The organism is Bartonella sp. AP40SXNS (genome assembly GCF_042195825.1).
Taxonomy (GTDB): Bacteria; Pseudomonadota; Alphaproteobacteria; order Rhizobiales; family Rhizobiaceae; genus Bartonella.
The window spans coordinates 124,514-142,710 of sequence record NZ_JBHIPB010000005.1 but is presented as its reverse complement, the minus strand read 5'-3'; the positions used below and the strand labels follow the sequence as shown (position 1 = coordinate 142,710).

Here is an 18,197-nt window from a genome sequence, read left to right as displayed (position 1 = left end):
TTCATTAAAAGGCTTTTCATTTCATAAGATATAGCATTTTGAATTTCATGACCTTTATTTCCTACCTCGGTAAAAAATACCGTGGTTATAAAATCGATCTTGTCTTTAAATCCTTTTATGCAATCTTTATAAACTAAACCTATAAGCTTATGACCGTTTCAAACGATTATTCCTTTGAAGGTTTAGCTCAAAAAAGAGCAAAACTCATACCATTTTTTAAACCTATACAATTTATGTTATCGATATTTTCAAACGACTAAATTTTTAAATAATGTGATTTGTGCTGTGATAAAAACGTACCATAAAATTTATGAACTGTTATGAATGATATCTGCTTTTCATTTCATTTGAACGTTTACATGCGTTATAATATTTGCATCATGATTTGCTTTTTACAGTCTATTCATCCATGGCAATCTTATATAAAAAATGGTCAAATGAATCATGCATAAAAAGATGGATTCTTGAGTGGATTCATATAAAATAATTTCACACAACCTATTGACTTTATTGTGTTTTTTAGTATTATATCTTGAATGACCGACACTAAGTGCGAAAGTGTTCTCTTATGACGATAAACATCTCGCTTTACAGGTATCGGTCCTCCGGTCTTAACCCGAATATAATGACGTGTCATCAAAATACCTTTCTGTGAAAAATATTGTTATTGACATTACACATTATGTGTATTACAGTGCACCAATGGTAGCTATAATAAAAACAACAGATGAATTTGATGAATGGTTAGAAAAGCTTAAAGACAGAAAAGCTGCCAATATAATTCTTGGAAGACTTCATAGAATTCGTTCAGGACTTTTAGGTGACGTTAAATTTTTTAATGGTATAGGTGAATTGCGTATCCACTATGGGGCTGGGTATCGAGTTTATTTCACAAAAAAAGGCGATAAAATTATTATATTGCTTTGTGGTGGTGATAAATCCACACAATCCAGTGATATTCAAAAAGCCTTATCTCTTTTAAAGGATCTTAAAAATGAAATTGAAAACCTTTAACTTTGAAAAACACCTCACAACACCAGAATCTCAAGAAATCTTTTTAAATGAAGCCTTCAAAACTGGTGATGCTGCTCATATAGCGGATGCCATTGGTATTGTTGCTAGAGCACAAAATATGCGTGCCTTAGCAAAAGAAACCAATCGAGAACGCAGTGGATTATACCGCTCTTTAAGCAAAACAGGTGACCCTAAACTTTCTACCTTAGTCGCTGTCTTATCTGCCCTTAATTTACAACTCTCGGTACAATCTGCTAATTCATAAACTGAGGGGAATCTAATAGATCTCTCCCCTCAATTTTAGTGATTGGTTACGAATTCAACGACTATACTTGCTTGACCAGCTTGTACCGTTTTGTCCGCTTTAGCATAGAGAGTAAGTTCTTCATCATAAGGGACAAATTCCTTTTGATTGGTTGGCTTAACCTCTTTGACTGCCTGCTGTTTGATTTCTGCTTCACCAAATTCAGTCCCGCCAGCAGTGCTGCCTATTTTGACCTTTGTGTCCGAAAATGCTGTCTTAACAAACACTTTAATTGAAGTAATCAAAGCACCACGAGGGAGGGTACCTATTTTCATCACCTTTTCTTTATCTTCATAGCTAAAATTAAGACGCAAAAAGCTTACCTGCTGCGTATGAAGATTTCTCCCTTGCAAGGGCTGTGGTAAATAATCTGCCATGTCTTATCCCCTCAATGATTTGTCACAAATTGCACAACCACAACACACTCACCAGCATCAGTGGTTTTATCTCGTGTTGCATAAAGGATCATTTCTTTATCCTCTGGAGTAAAAACCTTTTGGTCTGTTGGTGTAAAATCTTGCGTATTTTGGGCTTTGATATCTTTTTCGCCAAACTCATTGCCGCCATAAGTGCTGCCAATCTTCAACTTCGCCTCAGAAAACGCTGTCTTCACAAACGCTTTTATCGAGGTAATTAAAGCACCACGGGGTAATATCCCAATTTTTTCTGTGAGATGCTTCTCTTTATGCGAGATATTCAAACGTAAGAAACTCACTTGTTAGGTATGTAGATTTCTCCCTTGTAATGGCAAGGTATTGATTTATAATGATAATATAGCGTTATTCATATTGAATTAGAAACCCGAATAACGTAGGATTCTCTCATTTCAAACCTGCTTATCTTGAAATCAATCAAAATCACTCATTTGCACATAACAAGTGGGATGAGTGTATGGATCAAATTTGTACAAAAAAGGAGTAAAAACGGTCCTTATGAACCGTCTTAATGCAAGATCTGTCGCAACATTGGGGGTTGGCAAATATAATGATGGTGCCGGCTTGTTACTTCATAAGCATAAAGATGGAGGCGCTCAATGGATTTATCATTGTACTATTCACGAGCGCTAGCGTGAAGTGAGCTTTAAGAGATATCTCTTAAAACAAGCGCGTAAAATGGCATTCTCCTCACACTGTATTTCTATTGAAATAATGATCACCTTGAATCGTATGAATTTAGATCTTCAGATCTCATCTGCATAACATTTTAATGTGATTGTTATCCAATATTAAAATACCTCTAATATGATGTACAAACTATAAAGAAATAAGAAAAAACATTTGAAAATTTAAATATGAAATCTAAAAACTTAATTCTGAGATACAATCTATCTCCATTCATATAAATACATAGCATATATTCTTAAACTGATAAGACTAAGAAAACCTAAATATTGATGAATATCTATAACCATACCTGAGAAACAGTGATAATCACGTTAAATCAAATTGTCCGCAAATGCCTCTCATTGAAAAAAACAATATCTTATCTGGGCGGCACATATAACACCTTTTTATACGAAAAAACTATAAAAAAGCAATTCGTTATGAATCCACTGCTTCCAAGACAAGAAGATATTCTCCACCTCTTGTGCCGCCTGTAAATTCTCATTATAAACAGATATCGTTTTTATTCTTCAATGTTTCATAAACTGTTCTAAATCAAATCCATCATGCCTTGTATATAATCAAAGTCGATCTTACTAAAAGTCATGCTGAAAAATATAATAATATTATTCATAAAAAATAAAAAAATTACAATAGATGTTTTTTTTGCAATTTCACCAGCATTAGCAGCAATGCTTAAATCTAATCTAAGAAATAAAATATTCATTTTCAGAAAAATGAAAAGAAGCTCTTAAAAAAGAATTTTTACAATCTGTTTCCTAAAGCATGTAATGTAGTAGCAACACGCGGCACGAAAATGCAATGCTATAAGTTTCAGTAATCAAAAACAATTTTTACTGAAAAAAGATAAAACAGCATTATTTTATACTAAAACAGTCAATAGAAAAACGTTTAGCAACAAAATCAACCAAAAAACATCAAAAAGGTTAGGGATTATACAGAAAAATAAGCTAATACAATAAGAGGAAAACTCTCTTTATAGCTTATTGATATTATTTAAACATGGTGATCCCGACAGGATTCGAACCTGTGACCCACGGCTTAGAAGGCCGTTGCTCTATCCAGCTGAGCTACGGGACCCAACTGATTATTTTCTCAATTCAAAATAGCATTTTTAATTCAATGTGTCCAAGGTTGCTGCCGATCACTGCGAAAATTATCAGAATAAGAAATAGCACGTCGAATCGATGTATGTTTCTTTTCTACACGGTAAGAGATAGCATTCTTACGTGCAAAAGCAATCGCTTCTTCTTTCCTATTAAATCGGATCCTTACCTGATTATTCATATCAGACGTTGCCGTGTATCCCATAAGAGGTTCAAGCATTTTTTCTTTCATCGGCTCATACTCTAGAACCCAAAAACTTGTATTCCCTTTACCTGACTGCATAGCTGTCTTAGCAGGACTATAAATACGTGCGATCATGTCTTTTTCCTTCAGATTAAACAACGCTTGAATGATAGTTTCTCATCACACGTACCCAATTTGGTCATTTTCACACACTCAATCAAATATGGTCGGAGCGATAGGATTCGAACCTACGACCCCCTGATCCCAAATCAGGTGCGCTACCAGGCTGCGCTACGCTCCGCCATTTACATTTACTTGATGCACATTTCCTAAAATTTTCACAACAGAAGTGCAAGAGAAAAACACACTTTTTTTAAATTTTGTTGCATTTCTTTACAAAAAAGCACATTTTTTAATTTTTTCCCCTACTCAATAACAAATTTATTGACAAATAGTAGAAAATAACCTCCGTAAAAAATCCAATCTATATTAAAAAAGAATGAATTTCTCTATAAAGACTTCATAATTTTTATCCTGTTTTAAGCAAGCTCTCACTGTATCAAAACGCATTTCACAGATACAGTTTTAGAAAAAAACGACTTAAATATCATAGAAAAATTTTCCCAAAGAGAACATAAGCCAAAGAATTCAGCTGTATTAAGCTTTTTTCTCCTCTTTTTCTATCTTCCCAAGGACTCTTTTATTAAAAACTTTAGAATCTGCGACAATTCATATTCATAAACAACAAACATTTTTTCAAAGCACAAAGGTTTCATTATAAATAAAATAAAGCGCTCTTTTTAGAAAAATTTTCAAATGCGAAGATGAAAAAAAATTCAACATCATACAATAAAATCTCAAAGTTATTTAAAATAATCACATGACAAAAGTCAAAAAACACTATTTTTCTCTCTTATATAGATATCCAAAAAAGAAAAAATTTAAATGACTTGTCTTTTCACATATTGAAACGATAATAAAAGGTCAGAATAGGTAAGCCGCGATAAAGAGTATTTACGGATTTCTTCTATTCAAAACTTCAGCAATAACAGCACGTGTTATTTTTCTTTTTCTTTGTAATGCCAACTGATCAACAGAATCAATAACACGCTTCAATGAAAATAAAGAACGTTCACAACGACTTACAAGGTAATAAACCGTATCTGGATGTACAATAAGTTGCCTATCGGAAAAAAGCTTAAAAGCAACAGCTGTTAACAATGCATCATCAGGCTGATTAATTTCAACGAACATCACCGAATTAAGACGACTTTTTAGATCATTTAACGTTAAATTCCAAGCGGAAGGAAGTGTTCGTGCCGTCATCAATAAAGTAGCTTGTCGTGCATCAAGATTTGTTTGCTTAATACTGTTAATTAAATGAAAAAGTTCTGTCTCATTGATTTCACCTGTATCAATATCCTCTATTAAAAATGATCTGCCTAAAGAAGCCATAGTAACAGCCTGATCAAGTTCATTGTACTGAATCCTGAAAGCATCTGCTTTTTGGAGCCATATATTAGAAAAGTGCGTTTTTCCAGATCCTTCTTTACCAACTAAAACTGCAATAGGTAAGCTCCAATTGGGCCAGTGATCAATAAGCTGAAAAGCCATACGATTACTTTCCGTTACCACTAAATCCTCAAATTGAAAAATCGGATCATAAGGAAAATTTAAAGATAATTGCGTTTCACACCCATTCATTTTAGCGGCTCCGAATTTCCGCTTCGCGAATACATCTGAGAACTCAGATAAGTATGAAGAGCAAAACGAACTAAAACGCCAACAGCCGCTGCCGCAGGAACAGCAACAAGCATACCAGTAAAACCAAAGAGTGAAGAAAAAGCAAAAAGTGAAAACATCAACCATACGGGATGTAATCCCACTGATGAACCTACAAGCTTGGGTTGAAGAATATACCCTTCAATAAATTGACCAATTAAAAAAAGTGCCATCACAACAATGATTCCCCCCCAATTATTGGGATAAAACTGGACCCATGCAATACCAACAGAAAGGAGCAAACCACTCATTGTGCCGATATAAGGAACAAAGCTAATAAGACCAATAAACATACCAATCAAAAGACTAAAATTGAGTCCTGCAATCGTTAAACCAATAGCATAATAGCCTCCCAATATGAGACAAACTGTTCCTTGTCCACGAACAAAGCCTGCAATAGCTCTATCCATTTCATGAAAAATACTACGGACGGTTTCAAGATGATCACGCGGTATTAACGAATCGATTGCTGTTACCATACGTGGCCAATCTAATAACATATAAAATGCCACCACAGGTGCCACAACAAATAGGCTAACGATATTAACGATTGACTTTCCTGACTTTAAAAGTGAATTCAAAAGAGACGTAATAAAATCCGAACCTTCGCCCAAAAATCCTTTAATATTATTCCGTAATTCATTTGGATCACTTCCAAAATAGCGCCTTAACCAATCAAAATCATGCTCAACAAAAAAGGTTTGAATACGATTAATATAAACGGGTAAACCATCACTCATAAATTGCTGTATTTGCCAACTAATAACAGGAATCAAAATAACTAAAGCAGCAACAAAGATAATAACAATAAATAAGGTAATAAGGACAGTCCCAAACACACGACGAATACCAAATTTTTCAAGTAATTGAACAATGGGATTGAGAAAATAAGCCAACACAATCCCTGCCACAAAAGGAAGCAAAATCGATCCAAAAACAAACATAAAAAGAATGAAAAAAATCAGCGTACCCAGCCAAAAAAAGATTTGTCTTTTCATATTATTCGGCAACGGTAATTGAGTATACGCTGGCACATAAGTCTTATAACGATCACGAGATGTATTCTCACTCACTTTCTTTCTCATAAGTTTCCAAGAAGACTGTCCGTGATTATCTGATATCTTGCTCATAAAATATCCTAAAAAAAACTTCACAAAGAATTATAAACAACTTCAAAATAAGCTACAAGAAAAGTTGCTTATTTTCTTATCAATATCTCTTGCAGAGAGAACTCTATCATGGCATTGCATAATATCAAAACCTGATTTTCCATTAAAGGAAGGCTCCAATGAGCAATCAAGATCTTATAAAGAATAAATCCAAAGTCGGCCTTACCTACGCAAAAGCCGGTGTAAACATCGATATGGGTAATGCCATGGTAGAAAAAATCAAACCCTTTATACGCGCTACAAAACGAGCCGGAGCAGATGCAGAAATTGGTGGGTTTGGTGGCCTTTTTGATTTAAAAGCCGCTGGCTTTACAGATCCTATCCTCGTAGCAGCCAATGATGGAGTGGGAACAAAATTAAAAATTGCTATCGAAGTAGGTCACCATAATACTGTAGGTATTGATCTCGTTGCTATGTGTGTCAATGATTTACTTGTACAAGGAGCTGAACCGCTTTTTTTTCTGGATTATTTTGCAACTGGAAAGCTCGACCCTGAACAAGGGGCGGCAATCGTTTCTGGTATTGCAGAAGGATGTAAACAAGCCGGTGCTGCTCTTATTGGAGGAGAAACTGCAGAAATGCCAGGAATGTATGCAGAGGGAGATTATGATCTAGCCGGTTTTGCTGTAGGAGCATGCGAACGCAGCAAGCTACTCCCTTCAAAAGATTTGATAGAAGGTGATGTTATATTAGGTCTAAGCTCCTCTGGAATTCATTCCAATGGCTTTTCGCTTGTTCGACGAATCATCCAGCAAAATTATCTCAAATGGAATGACCCTGCCCCCTTTTCCCCTGAAAACAGCCTTGGTATAGCACTTCTTACACCAACACGCATTTATGTAAAATCGCTTCTTCCCATCATGCGAAAATATGAAGGGATTAAAGCTCTTGCTCATATTACGGGTGGAGGCTTTCCTGAAAATATTCCACGTGTCCTTCCATCTTCTCTCTGCGCTGAAATTAATCTTTCTACCATCAATGTTCCAGCAGTATTTTCATGGATTGCCAAACAAGGTAAAATAGAAGAAACAGAAATGTTAAGAACATTCAATTGTGGTATTGGCATGATCATTATCGTAGCACAGCATGCAGCTGAAACAATTACACAAGCTCTTGAAAGAAAAGGAGAAACTGTAACTCCACTTGGCATTTTAATAAAACGCCAAGATCAAAATAAAGGAATACTTTATAAAGGGGTACTGAATTTATGAAAAAAAAAATTGTCGTTTTTATTTCTGGTAATGGTTCGAATATGGTCGCCCTTGCTCAAGCAAGCCAACAAACGGAATATCCTGCTGAAATTGTCGCTGTTATTTGCGATAATCCGCGTGCAAATGGTATTGAAAAGGCACAAAATCATAACTTACCCATTCATATTGTTGATCGTAAAATTTACAAAACAAAAGAAGAGCATGAAGAAAATATTTTTACGATTTTAGATCAATATAAACCAGATTTTCTCTGCTTTGCAGGGTATATGCGCCTTATCTCACCACGTTTTGTAAAACTTTATGAAGGACGAATTTTAAACATTCATCCTTCTCTTTTGCCTTCATTTAAAGGCTTAAACACACATGAAAAAGCTTTACAAGCAGGTGTAAAAATTACAGGTTGCACTGTTCATCTTGTTACAGAAGACGTGGATGCAGGAAAAATCCTTGCCCAAGCAGCCGTTCCAGTCTATCCCCATGATACTGCTGAGCGCTTAGCAGAAAGAGTTCTTAAAGTAGAGCATAAACTCTACCCCGAAGCCTTAAAAGCATTTATTGAAGGAAAGAGCAAAATGATAGATACGCAACAACAGCTTTTATCTTTTTGAGTGTATCAACAATCTATTAATCAGCATATTTCAATGCTTTACACATAGTTTCTGCTCAGTATCTACAATTGAAAATCTCTATGAAATGTTGACATAATAGAGCCCATCTCTTCAATAAATTTTTGCACAAAACATGTGATTTTTTTGAATTTTATTTCATTTTCAAAATTCTTCTTCTTTATTTAGTTCTATGACATTATCATAAGCTCTATTTATCAAAATGCTCTCGTATTTAACCTAAAAAATCTTAAAATACGCACTTTTTCTATTGCATAAATTTTTGCTCATGACGAAAGTGTTTCTTTAACTGTTACAGCTAACTGTTTGAGTGTAAAAGGTTTAGATAAAAAACCAAAAACAGCATCTTTTGGAAGATTTTTAGCAAAAGCATCTTTTGCATATCCAGAAACGAAAAGAAATTTGATACCAGGATAGTTTTTACGGACTTCCTTCAATAAAGTGGGCCCATCCATTTCTGGCATCACCACATCGGAAACAATAATATCAACATCTCCTTTTTGTTCCTCAAGAATAGAGAGTGCTTCCACCCCACTTGCAGCCTCTAAAACCGTATATCCTCTCATTTGAAGAGCTCTTACCCCCCCCATTCTGACCGCATCTTCATCTTCAACCAATAAAACAGTCGCAGATCCTGTTAAGTCTATATTTTTATCTTTCTCTTCATCTTTTTCAACCTTTTGAGAAATTTCTCCTTTTATATTGGGGATATAACGGGGAAGAAAAATATGAAATGTTGCTCCTTCACCTTCTTTACTTTCACAATAAATATACCCACCGCTCTGCTTGATAATTCCATAAACCATTGATAAACCAAGTCCTGTTCCTTTTCCAACTTCTTTTGTTGTAAAAAATGGCTCAAACATTTTTTCTTGTATAGCAGCAGATATACCAGCTCCTGTATCTGAAATAGTCAATTGCACATACTCGCCAATTGCTAATCCAAGATGATTAAATTCAGCACTTTGTTGCTTTGTAATATTATTTGTCGCAATCGTAACAATACCTCCATCTAACATGGCATCACGCGCATTAATAACCAAATTCATAATAACACGCTGAAAAGATGCTTGATCAACTTCAACGCTCCACAAATCTCTTCCATGAATAATTTTTAACTGAATATTATTACCCAAAAGTGGTAAAATAAGATTGCGAATGTCTGATAAAAACTCTGTAAAATCAACTTCTTCAGGTCGAAGTGTTTGCTTTCTAGAAAAAGCTAATAATTGCTGTACAAGAGCAGCTGCACGATTAGCATTATTTTTAATATTGATCAGATCAGCATGAGCAGGATCAGAACTACGATGCGTATTTAAAAGAAGATCACACGACATTAAAATTGCTGTTAAAACATTATTAAAATCATGAGCAATGCCGCCAGCCAATTGTCCTACAGCTTGCATCTTCTGACTTTGCATCATTTTATCTTCAAGAGTTTTTTGTTCGGTTGTTTCAATCACAGAGATAATAAGCAAATCTTGCAATACATCACCATGATAGGGCGGTACAGACATAATATGGAGCCGTAAATGGCATTCTTCATTTTTTTCTAAAACAGTTTCTAGAGAAACAAAATAATTTTTATTTGTTGCAATTCTCTGAAAAGAACGCTCTAACTGCACACAATCACGACGAGAAATAACATCATAAAAATTGACAGCTTTGTCCATACATCCTGTGAGTGATGAAAAAGCTTTATTCATATGAACCAATTGCCCTGCATGATCCACCACGGCTATTGCAAAAGGACTCGCATCAAAATATTCTCCTAATATACGGGGTAATTTTAATTGATCGTCCTCTTCTTTTTGTATTTGTTGTGGAATGATCACAATACGATAAATAGCCTCCTCTTCTAAGAGAGAAGAAACAGATATAAGACAATGGAATATTTTCTCACAAGTCGTGTGTGAATTTAAACATAACGAAAGCCTATAAGGTAAAGAGTAACCTGAACTTTGATATCTGTTGGTTTGTAAACAGATATCACTCCATGAGCTCTTAGCGCCAACGCTATCAAATAACAAATCAAAATTATATTGACCAATTGAGAAATTAGCTAAATCAATTGAAAACCATTCTGCAAAAGTCGCATTGGCATAAAGAATAGTTCCTTGTCTATTAACGGATACAAAACCAATAGAAGCTTGATCCAAGTGATTGATAGCCTCTTGAAGGTTCGAGAAAAAAACTTCTCGCGTTTGTTGTAAGTGCGAAATATCAGTAATACGCCAAAATAAAAGCTTTTTTTTCTGTTTTGTGATAGGTTGAACGGAAATATTATACCAAACAGACTTTTTTGGTGTAGAATCGGTAAAAATTGGCTGTTCTACTCTTAATTCCTCTTGCGCTGCAAGATTATTACAGGCTGCAACCTTTAAGCGGTACGAGAGGGCACCAGCTCCTGGAAGATCCGCAATAACCCTATAACAAGACACTTCAGGCCTATAGGTCAGAATTTTTCGATAGTTTTGATTAGAATAATAAACAAAACCAGAAAGATCAGAGATTACAATTGCATCATCGCTCCTATTAAAGATGCTAAAATCAAAATCTTCATGCGACCACACATGATATCTTAAAATTCCCATTCCATACAAAACGAGTGTTGCAACACCGATCATTGCTAGAATCAAAAAAGATATTGATATCGCCTGTTGCAAATAGTTTTGTGTATAAAAAAAACCTAAAATACCCACAATGAAAAGAAAACCTAATACAAAAACAACACCAAAAATAACAACTCTCCGATGAAACGAAGACGCTGATCTTTCATTATTCTCAAAATCTTTATCCATCTCTCTTTGCCTTAGCTTATAGCTATTTCTTATGTCACAAAACTTCCTTTATATTCGTTGTTATGTTGTTATAAAGTATATACTATGATATTATCTAAGATAAGATCGCTTAATATTCAAAAGTTTATTTCTTACGTTATAAGTGAACCTTTTGAGGGTATGTTTATAAATTTATCTCAATAAAAAATAATATTTCCATACAAAATGGGAGAAAATCTATGTATATCTGGTTATCAGAGCAAATAGGTGTATCTGCGGCAAACATAACGATAAGCTTTTTGATTTTTGTAATAACAATCGCAGCTATTACCATAATTATCGTATTTTTACGCCGTTTAAATACAAGAAGATTCAACATTAATAGAAAAAAAAGCCTATCGCGATTAGCATTATGTGAAGTAATTTCTATAGATCGAGCACGCCGCCTTGTTTTAATCCGTTGCGATAATAAAGAACATTTGCTCCTTATTGGTGGATTAACAGATATGGTTGTAGAATCCGATATTACCGGTACATCCAAAATACAAAAGAGAGAAACACACACACATCTAAATTCCACCCCTACAGAAAAAAACGATATATCGGATAAAAGTCCCTCTCCTTTTACGAATCAAGCGGTAAAAGATTCAGCCATCACCGCCGAAATTGAGGGGCGGCAAGAACCATCTTTATTCATTCCTACCCCTCAAAAATAAAAATATACAATTTTATCACCACGAATTTCGTTTGTTTATCATCTTAATAACCTTACCTTAATCATCGCGATAAACTCTTTCACGTCGTTCGTGACGTTCTTGCGCTTCCAATGACAAAACGGCTATCGGCCGAGCCTCAAGACGCTTTATACTAATGGGTTCGCCGGTTTCTTCACAAAAACCGTATGTCCCATTATCAATGCGCTCTAAAGCAGCATCTATTTTTGAAATAAGTTTCCTCTGACGATCACGAGCACGTAATTCGATTGTACGATCAGTTTCACAAGAAGCCCGATCAGTCAAATCGGGTTGACCAACATTCTCTTCCTGCAAATTTTCCAAAGTCTCACGAGCTTCTTTTAATATATCATTCTTCCAAGAAACCAATTTAGCACGAAAATACGCCTTTTGCCGCTCATTCATAAAAGGCTCATCTTCACTAGGGCGATATTGACCATAAATCTCTTCGCTCATGCAATAAAAAACCTCCACATATGCTATGTGCGGTCTATATATTGTGCAATACCCATCAACACAAGAGTAAAATGTTTTTTCATAACAATCGACGAATATATTTAAATGTACTGTTTAGGTTTGATCACTTTATTTATGTAGATTGAACTCTTGATTAAATCTCATCCAGAATCATTTTTCTCGCTTATTGAAAAACCTTAAAAAGAAGGAAATCAGATATCAGAGTCATCCCTCCCCTACTCTCTACATTGTTTAAAATCTAAATGAAGCAACAATAAATCATTTCATCAATGCAAAAAATAAAATCTTTATAAAGGCAAAGTGTGATATTCACGTTTCAAATACATCAAAGCATCTTTTTCTTTATTACAGTTAATTGCAACAACCTCACCAATCAAAACACAATGAGTTGCGTGTTCGTGCCAACAAATCAAACGACAATCAAACGACGCTAGAGCGTCTGAAAGACTAGGCGCCCCCGTTTGCAAAGCTCCCCATTGAGCAACATCAAAACGCTCATTTTGTGTAAAATTGCAACGCCTCGAAAAAACATCCGCTAATGAGCGATGTTTTCCTGCCAAGCTATTAACACAAAAATTTCCATTCTCCATAAATACCTGATTCTTTAAATTATGACGCATAAGACAAACAAGAAGGGTTGGAGGATTATCAGATAAAGAACAACACGCCGAAACAGTCACCCCGCGTCTTCCCTTAATACCATTTGTTGTCACAATATGCACAGCTCCTGCAAAAAGACTCATGGCGTCTCGATATTCTTGGGAAGAAACCGCAATAGTATGTTTATGTTGAAGTTCAGGCATCAAATATGTTTTATGATTCGACATATCTTTCACTTATAAAGCTTTAAAATTTCAAGCGATCTTTCCATAAAAAGACCTATAATACATATTTTTTCTTTTCCGTCATAACACAAAAAATATTTGTGTATACACAGCGATATGATAAAAACTGCCAATCTAAGGAGATTTTAATGCCCCACGCTCATCTCATTTCGCCTTCTCTCTTGGCTTCTGATTTTTCTAAACTTGGACAAGAAATGTTAGATGTTGTTGATGCTGGTGCAGATTGGCTTCATCTTGATATTATGGATGGGCACTTTGTTCCTAACATCACCTTTGGTCCTGAAATCGTCAAAGCTCTGCGCCCATTAACAAAAGCAATATTTGATGTCCACCTGATGATCGCACCAGTAGACCCTTATTTAGAAGCTTTTGCAAAAGCAGGTTCAGATATTATAACTATTCATGCTGAAGCAGGTCCACATCTTCATCGTTCACTCCAAACAATCAAAAAAATGGGGAAAAAAGCAGGAATCGCACTCAATCCAAGCACCCCTGAACATATGCTTGAATATTTGCTTGATCAATTAGATCTCATTCTCATCATGACGGTCAATCCCGGTTTTGGTGGACAAAGTTTTATTCCAGAAATAAAAGATAAAATTAAGCGCGTTAAAAGCATGATTGCAAACCGCCCTATTGACCTTGAAGTTGATGGTGGTATCACCGTTGATACAATTGGGATAGCTGCAAAAGCTGGTGCAAATGTATTTGTCGCAGGCTCTGCAATTTATAAAGATGGAAATAAAGAGCTTTACAAAACACGTATTAGTGCATTGCGCCAAGCCGCAATCCTCTCACAACAAGGAAAAAAATGATGATCGCACGTTATTCCCGCCCTGCAATGGTAACAATTTGGTCTCCCGAAACAAAATATCGTATTTGGTTTGAAATTGAAGCCCATGCCTGTGATGCCCTTGCTCACTTAGGGATTATTCCGAAAGAAGCCGCCAAAGTCATTTGGGAAAAAGGGGCAGCAGCTAAATTTGATGTCAATCGCATTGATGAAATTGAAGCAATTACCAAACATGATGTTATCGCATTTCTAACCCACCTCGCTGAATTCATTGGACCAGAAGCACGTTTTATCCACCAAGGTATGACATCATCTGATGTTCTCGATACAACGCTGAACATTCAATTGATGCGTGCGAGTGATATTTTGCTAGAGGATATAGATCAACTTCTTGAAGCATTAAAAAGACGTGCTTTTGAACATAAAGAAACAATCACCATTGGGCGGAGTCATGGCATTCATGCTGAACCGACAACTTTTGGAATCAAGTTTGCTCTTGCATACGCTGAATTTTCCCGTTGTCGCAAACGTCTTCTTGCCGCACGAGAAGAAATTTCTACTTGCGCGATTTCAGGAGCTGTAGGAACTTTTGCTAATATCGATCCACGCGTTGAAGAACATGTAGCAAAAGCCTTGAGGATGCGTGCTGAACCGGTTTCCACCCAAGTAATACCAAGAGATCGTCATGCTATGTTTTTTGCAACACTTGGTGTTATTGCTTCCTCTATTGAAAGGCTAGCAATAGAAATACGCCATTTACAACGAACAGAAGTTCTTGAAGCAGAGGAACATTTCTCACCTGGGCAAAAAGGTTCATCGGCAATGCCTCATAAACGTAATCCAGTTTTAACAGAAAATTTAACTGGACTAGCCCGTATGGTACGTGCATTTGCACTCCCGGCCATGGAAAATGTAGCTCTTTGGCATGAACGTGATATTTCCCATTCATCTGTTGAGCGTTATATTGCTCCAGATGCGACGATTACACTTGATTTTGCTCTTTCTCGCCTCACATCTGTCATTGAAAATCTCATTGTCTATCCAGAAAATATGCAAAAAAATCTCAATAAATTCCGCGGTCTTGTTCACTCACAACGGGTTCTTTTAGCACTCACACAAGCAGGGATTAGTCGTGAAGATTCTTATCGGATTGTACAACGAAATGCGATGAAAGTTTGGGAACAAGGAAAAGATTTTTTAGAAGAACTCCTCAACGACAAAGATGTTACCAAAGCTTTAAGTGAAGAAGAACTTCGCGAAAAATTTGATCTTTCTTACCACACCAAACATATCAATACGATTTTTAAACGTGTTTTTGAAGAACAATAAAGCGACATAGAAAACCAAAATCCATTCCACCTATGATCAAAAATCTGTTGTAACAAAGAAAACAATTCATGAAAGCAAATCAACTCGATATTCTTATTGTTCCTGGCTACAAAGGATCTGGTCCAGATCATTGGCAAACACGCTGGGAAAAAAAATTGTCGACAGCCCGCCGCATTGAACAACTCCATTGGTCAAAGCCTGTTTGTGAAGAGTGGGTTAACAAAGTTAAAACCGCCATCGCAAAAGCTCAAAGGCCTGTTATGCTTATTGCTCATTCATTAGGAGTTCCCAGTGTTATTCATGCAACTGTACAAAATACAGAAAAAATTTGTGGCGCTTTCTTTGTTGCACCTCCAGATGTCGCCAATGAAAAAATACGTCCCAAACATTTAATGACATTTGGCCCCTATCATCGCCAAAAGCTTTCTTTTCCTTCTATTGTCATAGCCAGTCGCAACGATGAGTTTTGTCAATTTTCAGTAGCAGAAAAAATTGCCAATGATTGGGGATCACTCTTTGTTGATGCTGGGTATTCTGGCCATATTAACGCAGAATCCGGACACGGACCTTGGCCTGAAGGGCTTATGGTCCTCTCTCACTTTCTTGCAAAAATTTGATCCAAAAGAGATGATCTTCTTTCTCATCGCTTATGTATCTTCACCTTTGGATAAACGTGTAATGACAAAAATTATAAAAGTATCATAGCAATATCATTGAGAAATTCTATCAATTAGGATAGTATCATTTATCAATGTTATTAAAAACCTCTCAAGATAAATAGAGAATCATGATGAATCGTCGCCACCGTATTTATGAAGGCAAGGCTAAAATTTTATATGAAGGACCTGAACCAGGGACTTATATTCAGTTTTTTAAAGATGATGCAACTGCCTTTAATGCAAAAAAACATGAAATTATCGATGGAAAGGGGGTTTTAAACAACCGAATTTCGGAACATATTTTTAGCCATCTTGGACGTTTGGGCATCCCAACACATTTTATCAAACGTATAAACATGCGCGAACAGCTTATTAAAGCGGTGGAAATCATTCCGTTGGAAGTTGTTGTTCGCAATGTTGCTGCTGGCTCTCTTGCTAAGCGTTTAGGACTGGAAGAAGGAACCCCGCTTCCGCAATCCATCATTGAATTCTACTATAAAAATGATTCTCTCGATGATCCTATGGTAACGGAAGAACATATCACAACTTTTGGGTGGGCTGTCCCACAAGAGATAGAAGATATCATGCAACTTTCAATTCGTATTAATGATTTTCTTTCTGGGCTTTTTGCCGGTGTTAACATCCAATTAATTGATTTTAAAATGGAATTTGGTCGCCTGTGGGAAGATGAAACAATGCGCATTGTTCTTGCTGATGAAATCTCTCCTGATTCTGCACGACTATGGGATATGCACACACAAGAAAAAATGGATAAAGACCGTTTTCGTCGTGATATGGGTGGGCTTATTAATGCCTATCAAGAAGTTGCCAAACGTCTTGGTATTATGAATGAAAATGAACCTACACGACCAAGTGGTCCCGTTCTCGTAAAATAAAAACAAGGTAAAATATTATCACCTTATATAAATACCCCCTCTTCAAAGGAGAGGTTCTTTTAACAACAGGAAGCAAAAAATGAAAGCACGCATTACAGTTACTTTAAGAGAAAGCGTTCTTGATCCACAAGGAGAAGCAATTGTTGGTGCTTTAAAAAGTTTAGCTTTCGAGGGCATTCATTCCATTCGTCAAGGAAAGGTTTTTGATATTGTTCTTGATGATCTACCTTCTGAAAGCGCAAAGAAAAAACTTAACCAGATGTGTGAAGAGTTACTCGTAAATACTGTCATCGAAAATTATACAATCGAACTTCTTTAAGTGGAACGCTCATGAAAACTGCTATCATTCAACTTCCTGGATTAAATCGTGACCGAGATATGATTGCAGCATTACATCATATAACGGGAGTTGAACCACTAAAAATTTGGCAAACAGAAACAACAATTCCAGATGTAGATGTTATTATTATTCCTGGTGGTTTTTCTTATGGCGACTACTTAAGGTGTGGCGCTATTGGAGCGCGAACCCCTATCTTAAAGGCCATTCGTGAAAAAGCACAAGAAGGGACTACAATAATAGGGATCTGTAATGGATTTCAAATTTTGTTGGAAGCTGGATTATTACCCGGTACTTTAATGCGTAACGCTTCTTTAAAATTTGTTTGTCGTGAAATCAAACTTGAAGTCGTTAACGCCAAGACAAAATTTTCTCGATATTATTCTAAAGGACAAATTATTCGTTGTCCCGTTGCCCATCACGATGGGAATTATTTTGTTGATAGTGAAACATTAAAACAAATGGAAGATAATCAACAAATTGTTTTTCGTTATGCAGAAAATACAAATCCTAATGGCTCAATAAAAGATATTGCTGGTATTGTTAATAAAGCTGGTAATATTCTTGGTATGATGCCTCATCCTGAAAACTTTATTGAACCCGCTCATGGAGGTGTTGACGGTCGTTTACTTTTTCAAAGTGCTTTAGAGTTAGCAAATGGATGATGCCGAAAAATTCTTGTGCTCCATAATTATAAAAAACAAAGGTCTATATCTTGCGTCGTAAATCCATGAACGGAATTATTCACAAACAACAATGGATATTATTTTCTAAATACATAATTATTTAAGATCGTTTTTGGTCTTAAATCCCATCAAACAAACGAA

General features: G+C 35.8%; 19 protein-coding genes, 2 tRNA genes and 1 pseudogene. 12 read left to right on the top strand and 10 right to left on the bottom strand.

Annotation, left to right across the window (positions count from 1 at the left end; translation table 11 throughout):
* Positions 1 to 702 precede the first annotated feature (702 nt).
* Both ACFILZ_RS05405 and ACFILZ_RS05400 read left to right on the top strand, forming a co-directional pair.
* Positions 703 to 1,014 carry a type II toxin-antitoxin system RelE/ParE family toxin gene (locus ACFILZ_RS05405; protein WP_375610472.1) on the top strand — a complete coding sequence of 104 codons (312 nt, stop codon included), beginning with the start codon at positions 703 to 705 and terminating at the stop codon, positions 1,012 to 1,014.
* On the top strand, positions 995 to 1,279 hold the full coding sequence (locus ACFILZ_RS05400; protein WP_375610468.1) for an addiction module antidote protein: 285 nt from the start codon (positions 995 to 997) through the stop codon (positions 1,277 to 1,279). The genes ACFILZ_RS05405 and ACFILZ_RS05400 overlap by 20 nt, the downstream gene beginning before the upstream one ends.
* A 35-nt stretch (positions 1,280 to 1,314) precedes the next feature.
* On the opposite strand, the gene ACFILZ_RS05395 is transcribed toward ACFILZ_RS05400, so the two are convergent.
* Positions 1,315 to 1,695: a hypothetical protein gene (locus ACFILZ_RS05395; RefSeq protein ID WP_375610467.1), complete on the bottom strand. Its 381-nt coding sequence runs from the start codon at positions 1,693 to 1,695 to the stop codon at positions 1,315 to 1,317.
* Between the two features lie 11 nt (positions 1,696 to 1,706).
* Positions 1,707 to 2,033, bottom strand: coding sequence for a hypothetical protein (locus ACFILZ_RS05390; RefSeq protein WP_375610466.1), 327 nt, complete (start codon positions 2,031 to 2,033; stop codon positions 1,707 to 1,709).
* Positions 2,034 to 2,250: 217 nt separating this feature from the next.
* On the opposite strand from ACFILZ_RS05390, the pseudogene ACFILZ_RS05385 reads away from it, so the two are divergent.
* Positions 2,251 to 2,382 (top strand): annotated as a pseudogene (locus ACFILZ_RS05385) (integrase); the annotation flags it as partial.
* Between the two features lie 1,063 nt (positions 2,383 to 3,445).
* On the opposite strand, the gene ACFILZ_RS05380 reads toward ACFILZ_RS05385, so the two are convergent.
* From ACFILZ_RS05380 to ACFILZ_RS05360, 5 genes are all read right to left on the bottom strand, one after another.
* Positions 3,446 to 3,522, bottom strand: a tRNA-Arg gene (locus ACFILZ_RS05380).
* Positions 3,523 to 3,561: 39 nt separating this feature from the next.
* Positions 3,562 to 3,867, bottom strand: coding sequence for an ETC complex I subunit (locus ACFILZ_RS05375; protein WP_375606624.1), 306 nt, complete (start codon positions 3,865 to 3,867; stop codon positions 3,562 to 3,564).
* A gap of 89 nt (positions 3,868 to 3,956) precedes the next feature.
* Positions 3,957 to 4,033: transfer RNA gene (locus ACFILZ_RS05370), tRNA-Pro, on the bottom strand.
* Positions 4,034 to 4,746: 713 nt separating this feature from the next.
* Complete coding sequence (gene hdaA / locus ACFILZ_RS05365; protein ID WP_375609379.1) at positions 4,747 to 5,436, bottom strand: DnaA regulatory inactivator HdaA; 690 nt, start codon at positions 5,434 to 5,436, stop codon at positions 4,747 to 4,749.
* Positions 5,433 to 6,644 (bottom strand): AI-2E family transporter, encoded by a 1,212-nt coding sequence (locus tag ACFILZ_RS05360; protein WP_375606626.1) that lies wholly within the window; start codon positions 6,642 to 6,644, stop codon positions 5,433 to 5,435. The genes hdaA and ACFILZ_RS05360 overlap by 4 nt, the downstream gene beginning before the upstream one ends.
* 158 nt (positions 6,645 to 6,802) lie before the next feature.
* Here ACFILZ_RS05360 and purM point away from each other — a divergent pair, with 158 nt between their 5' ends.
* The gene (gene purM, locus ACFILZ_RS05355) at positions 6,803 to 7,894 is read left to right on the top strand and encodes a phosphoribosylformylglycinamidine cyclo-ligase (protein ID WP_375610465.1); all 1,092 of its coding nucleotides are present in this window, start codon (positions 6,803 to 6,805) and stop codon (positions 7,892 to 7,894) included.
* Positions 7,891 to 8,502 carry a phosphoribosylglycinamide formyltransferase gene (purN, locus tag ACFILZ_RS05350; RefSeq protein ID WP_375610464.1) on the top strand — a complete coding sequence of 204 codons (612 nt, stop codon included), beginning with the start codon at positions 7,891 to 7,893 and terminating at the stop codon, positions 8,500 to 8,502. Before purM ends, purN begins: the two co-directional genes overlap by 4 nt.
* A gap of 284 nt (positions 8,503 to 8,786) precedes the next feature.
* On the opposite strand, the gene ACFILZ_RS05345 is transcribed toward purN, so the two are convergent.
* Positions 8,787 to 11,321 (bottom strand): response regulator, encoded by a 2,535-nt coding sequence (locus tag ACFILZ_RS05345; protein ID WP_375610463.1) that lies wholly within the window; start codon positions 11,319 to 11,321, stop codon positions 8,787 to 8,789.
* A 218-nt stretch (positions 11,322 to 11,539) separates the two neighbouring features.
* Here ACFILZ_RS05345 and ACFILZ_RS05340 point away from each other — a divergent pair, with 218 nt between their 5' ends.
* Positions 11,540 to 12,016: a hypothetical protein gene (locus tag ACFILZ_RS05340; protein WP_375610462.1), complete on the top strand. Its 477-nt coding sequence runs from the start codon at positions 11,540 to 11,542 to the stop codon at positions 12,014 to 12,016.
* A 57-nt stretch (positions 12,017 to 12,073) separates the two neighbouring features.
* Here ACFILZ_RS05340 and dksA read toward each other — a convergent pair whose 3' ends face one another.
* Together dksA and ACFILZ_RS05330 are read right to left on the bottom strand one after the other, a co-directional pair.
* Complete coding sequence (gene dksA, locus ACFILZ_RS05335) at positions 12,074 to 12,490, bottom strand: RNA polymerase-binding protein DksA (RefSeq protein ID WP_375606631.1); 417 nt, start codon at positions 12,488 to 12,490, stop codon at positions 12,074 to 12,076.
* Positions 12,491 to 12,798: 308 nt separating this feature from the next.
* The gene (locus ACFILZ_RS05330) at positions 12,799 to 13,338 is read right to left on the bottom strand and encodes a flavin reductase (RefSeq protein WP_375610461.1); all 540 of its coding nucleotides are present in this window, start codon (positions 13,336 to 13,338) and stop codon (positions 12,799 to 12,801) included.
* Between the two features lie 146 nt (positions 13,339 to 13,484).
* On the opposite strand from ACFILZ_RS05330, the gene rpe reads away from it, so the two are divergent.
* The 6 genes from rpe to purQ all read left to right on the top strand — a co-directional run bounded on the left by rpe (position 13,485) and on the right by purQ (position 18,035).
* Positions 13,485 to 14,171: a ribulose-phosphate 3-epimerase gene (rpe, locus tag ACFILZ_RS05325; protein WP_375608312.1), complete on the top strand. Its 687-nt coding sequence runs from the start codon at positions 13,485 to 13,487 to the stop codon at positions 14,169 to 14,171.
* Positions 14,171 to 15,478, top strand: coding sequence for an adenylosuccinate lyase (purB, locus tag ACFILZ_RS05320; protein ID WP_375606722.1), 1,308 nt, complete (start codon positions 14,171 to 14,173; stop codon positions 15,476 to 15,478). The genes rpe and purB overlap by 1 nt, the downstream gene beginning before the upstream one ends.
* A 68-nt stretch (positions 15,479 to 15,546) precedes the next feature.
* Positions 15,547 to 16,095 carry an RBBP9/YdeN family alpha/beta hydrolase gene (locus ACFILZ_RS05315; protein WP_375606634.1) on the top strand — a complete coding sequence of 183 codons (549 nt, stop codon included), beginning with the start codon at positions 15,547 to 15,549 and terminating at the stop codon, positions 16,093 to 16,095.
* Positions 16,096 to 16,268: 173 nt separating this feature from the next.
* Positions 16,269 to 17,033 carry a phosphoribosylaminoimidazolesuccinocarboxamide synthase gene (gene purC, locus ACFILZ_RS05310; RefSeq protein ID WP_375606723.1) on the top strand — a complete coding sequence of 255 codons (765 nt, stop codon included), beginning with the start codon at positions 16,269 to 16,271 and terminating at the stop codon, positions 17,031 to 17,033.
* 79 nt (positions 17,034 to 17,112) lie between these two features.
* Positions 17,113 to 17,352 carry a phosphoribosylformylglycinamidine synthase subunit PurS gene (gene purS / locus ACFILZ_RS05305; protein WP_375606635.1) on the top strand — a complete coding sequence of 80 codons (240 nt, stop codon included), beginning with the start codon at positions 17,113 to 17,115 and terminating at the stop codon, positions 17,350 to 17,352.
* An 11-nt stretch (positions 17,353 to 17,363) separates the two neighbouring features.
* On the top strand, positions 17,364 to 18,035 hold the full coding sequence (gene purQ, locus ACFILZ_RS05300; protein ID WP_375606636.1) for a phosphoribosylformylglycinamidine synthase subunit PurQ: 672 nt from the start codon (positions 17,364 to 17,366) through the stop codon (positions 18,033 to 18,035).
* Positions 18,036 to 18,197 lie beyond the last annotated feature (162 nt).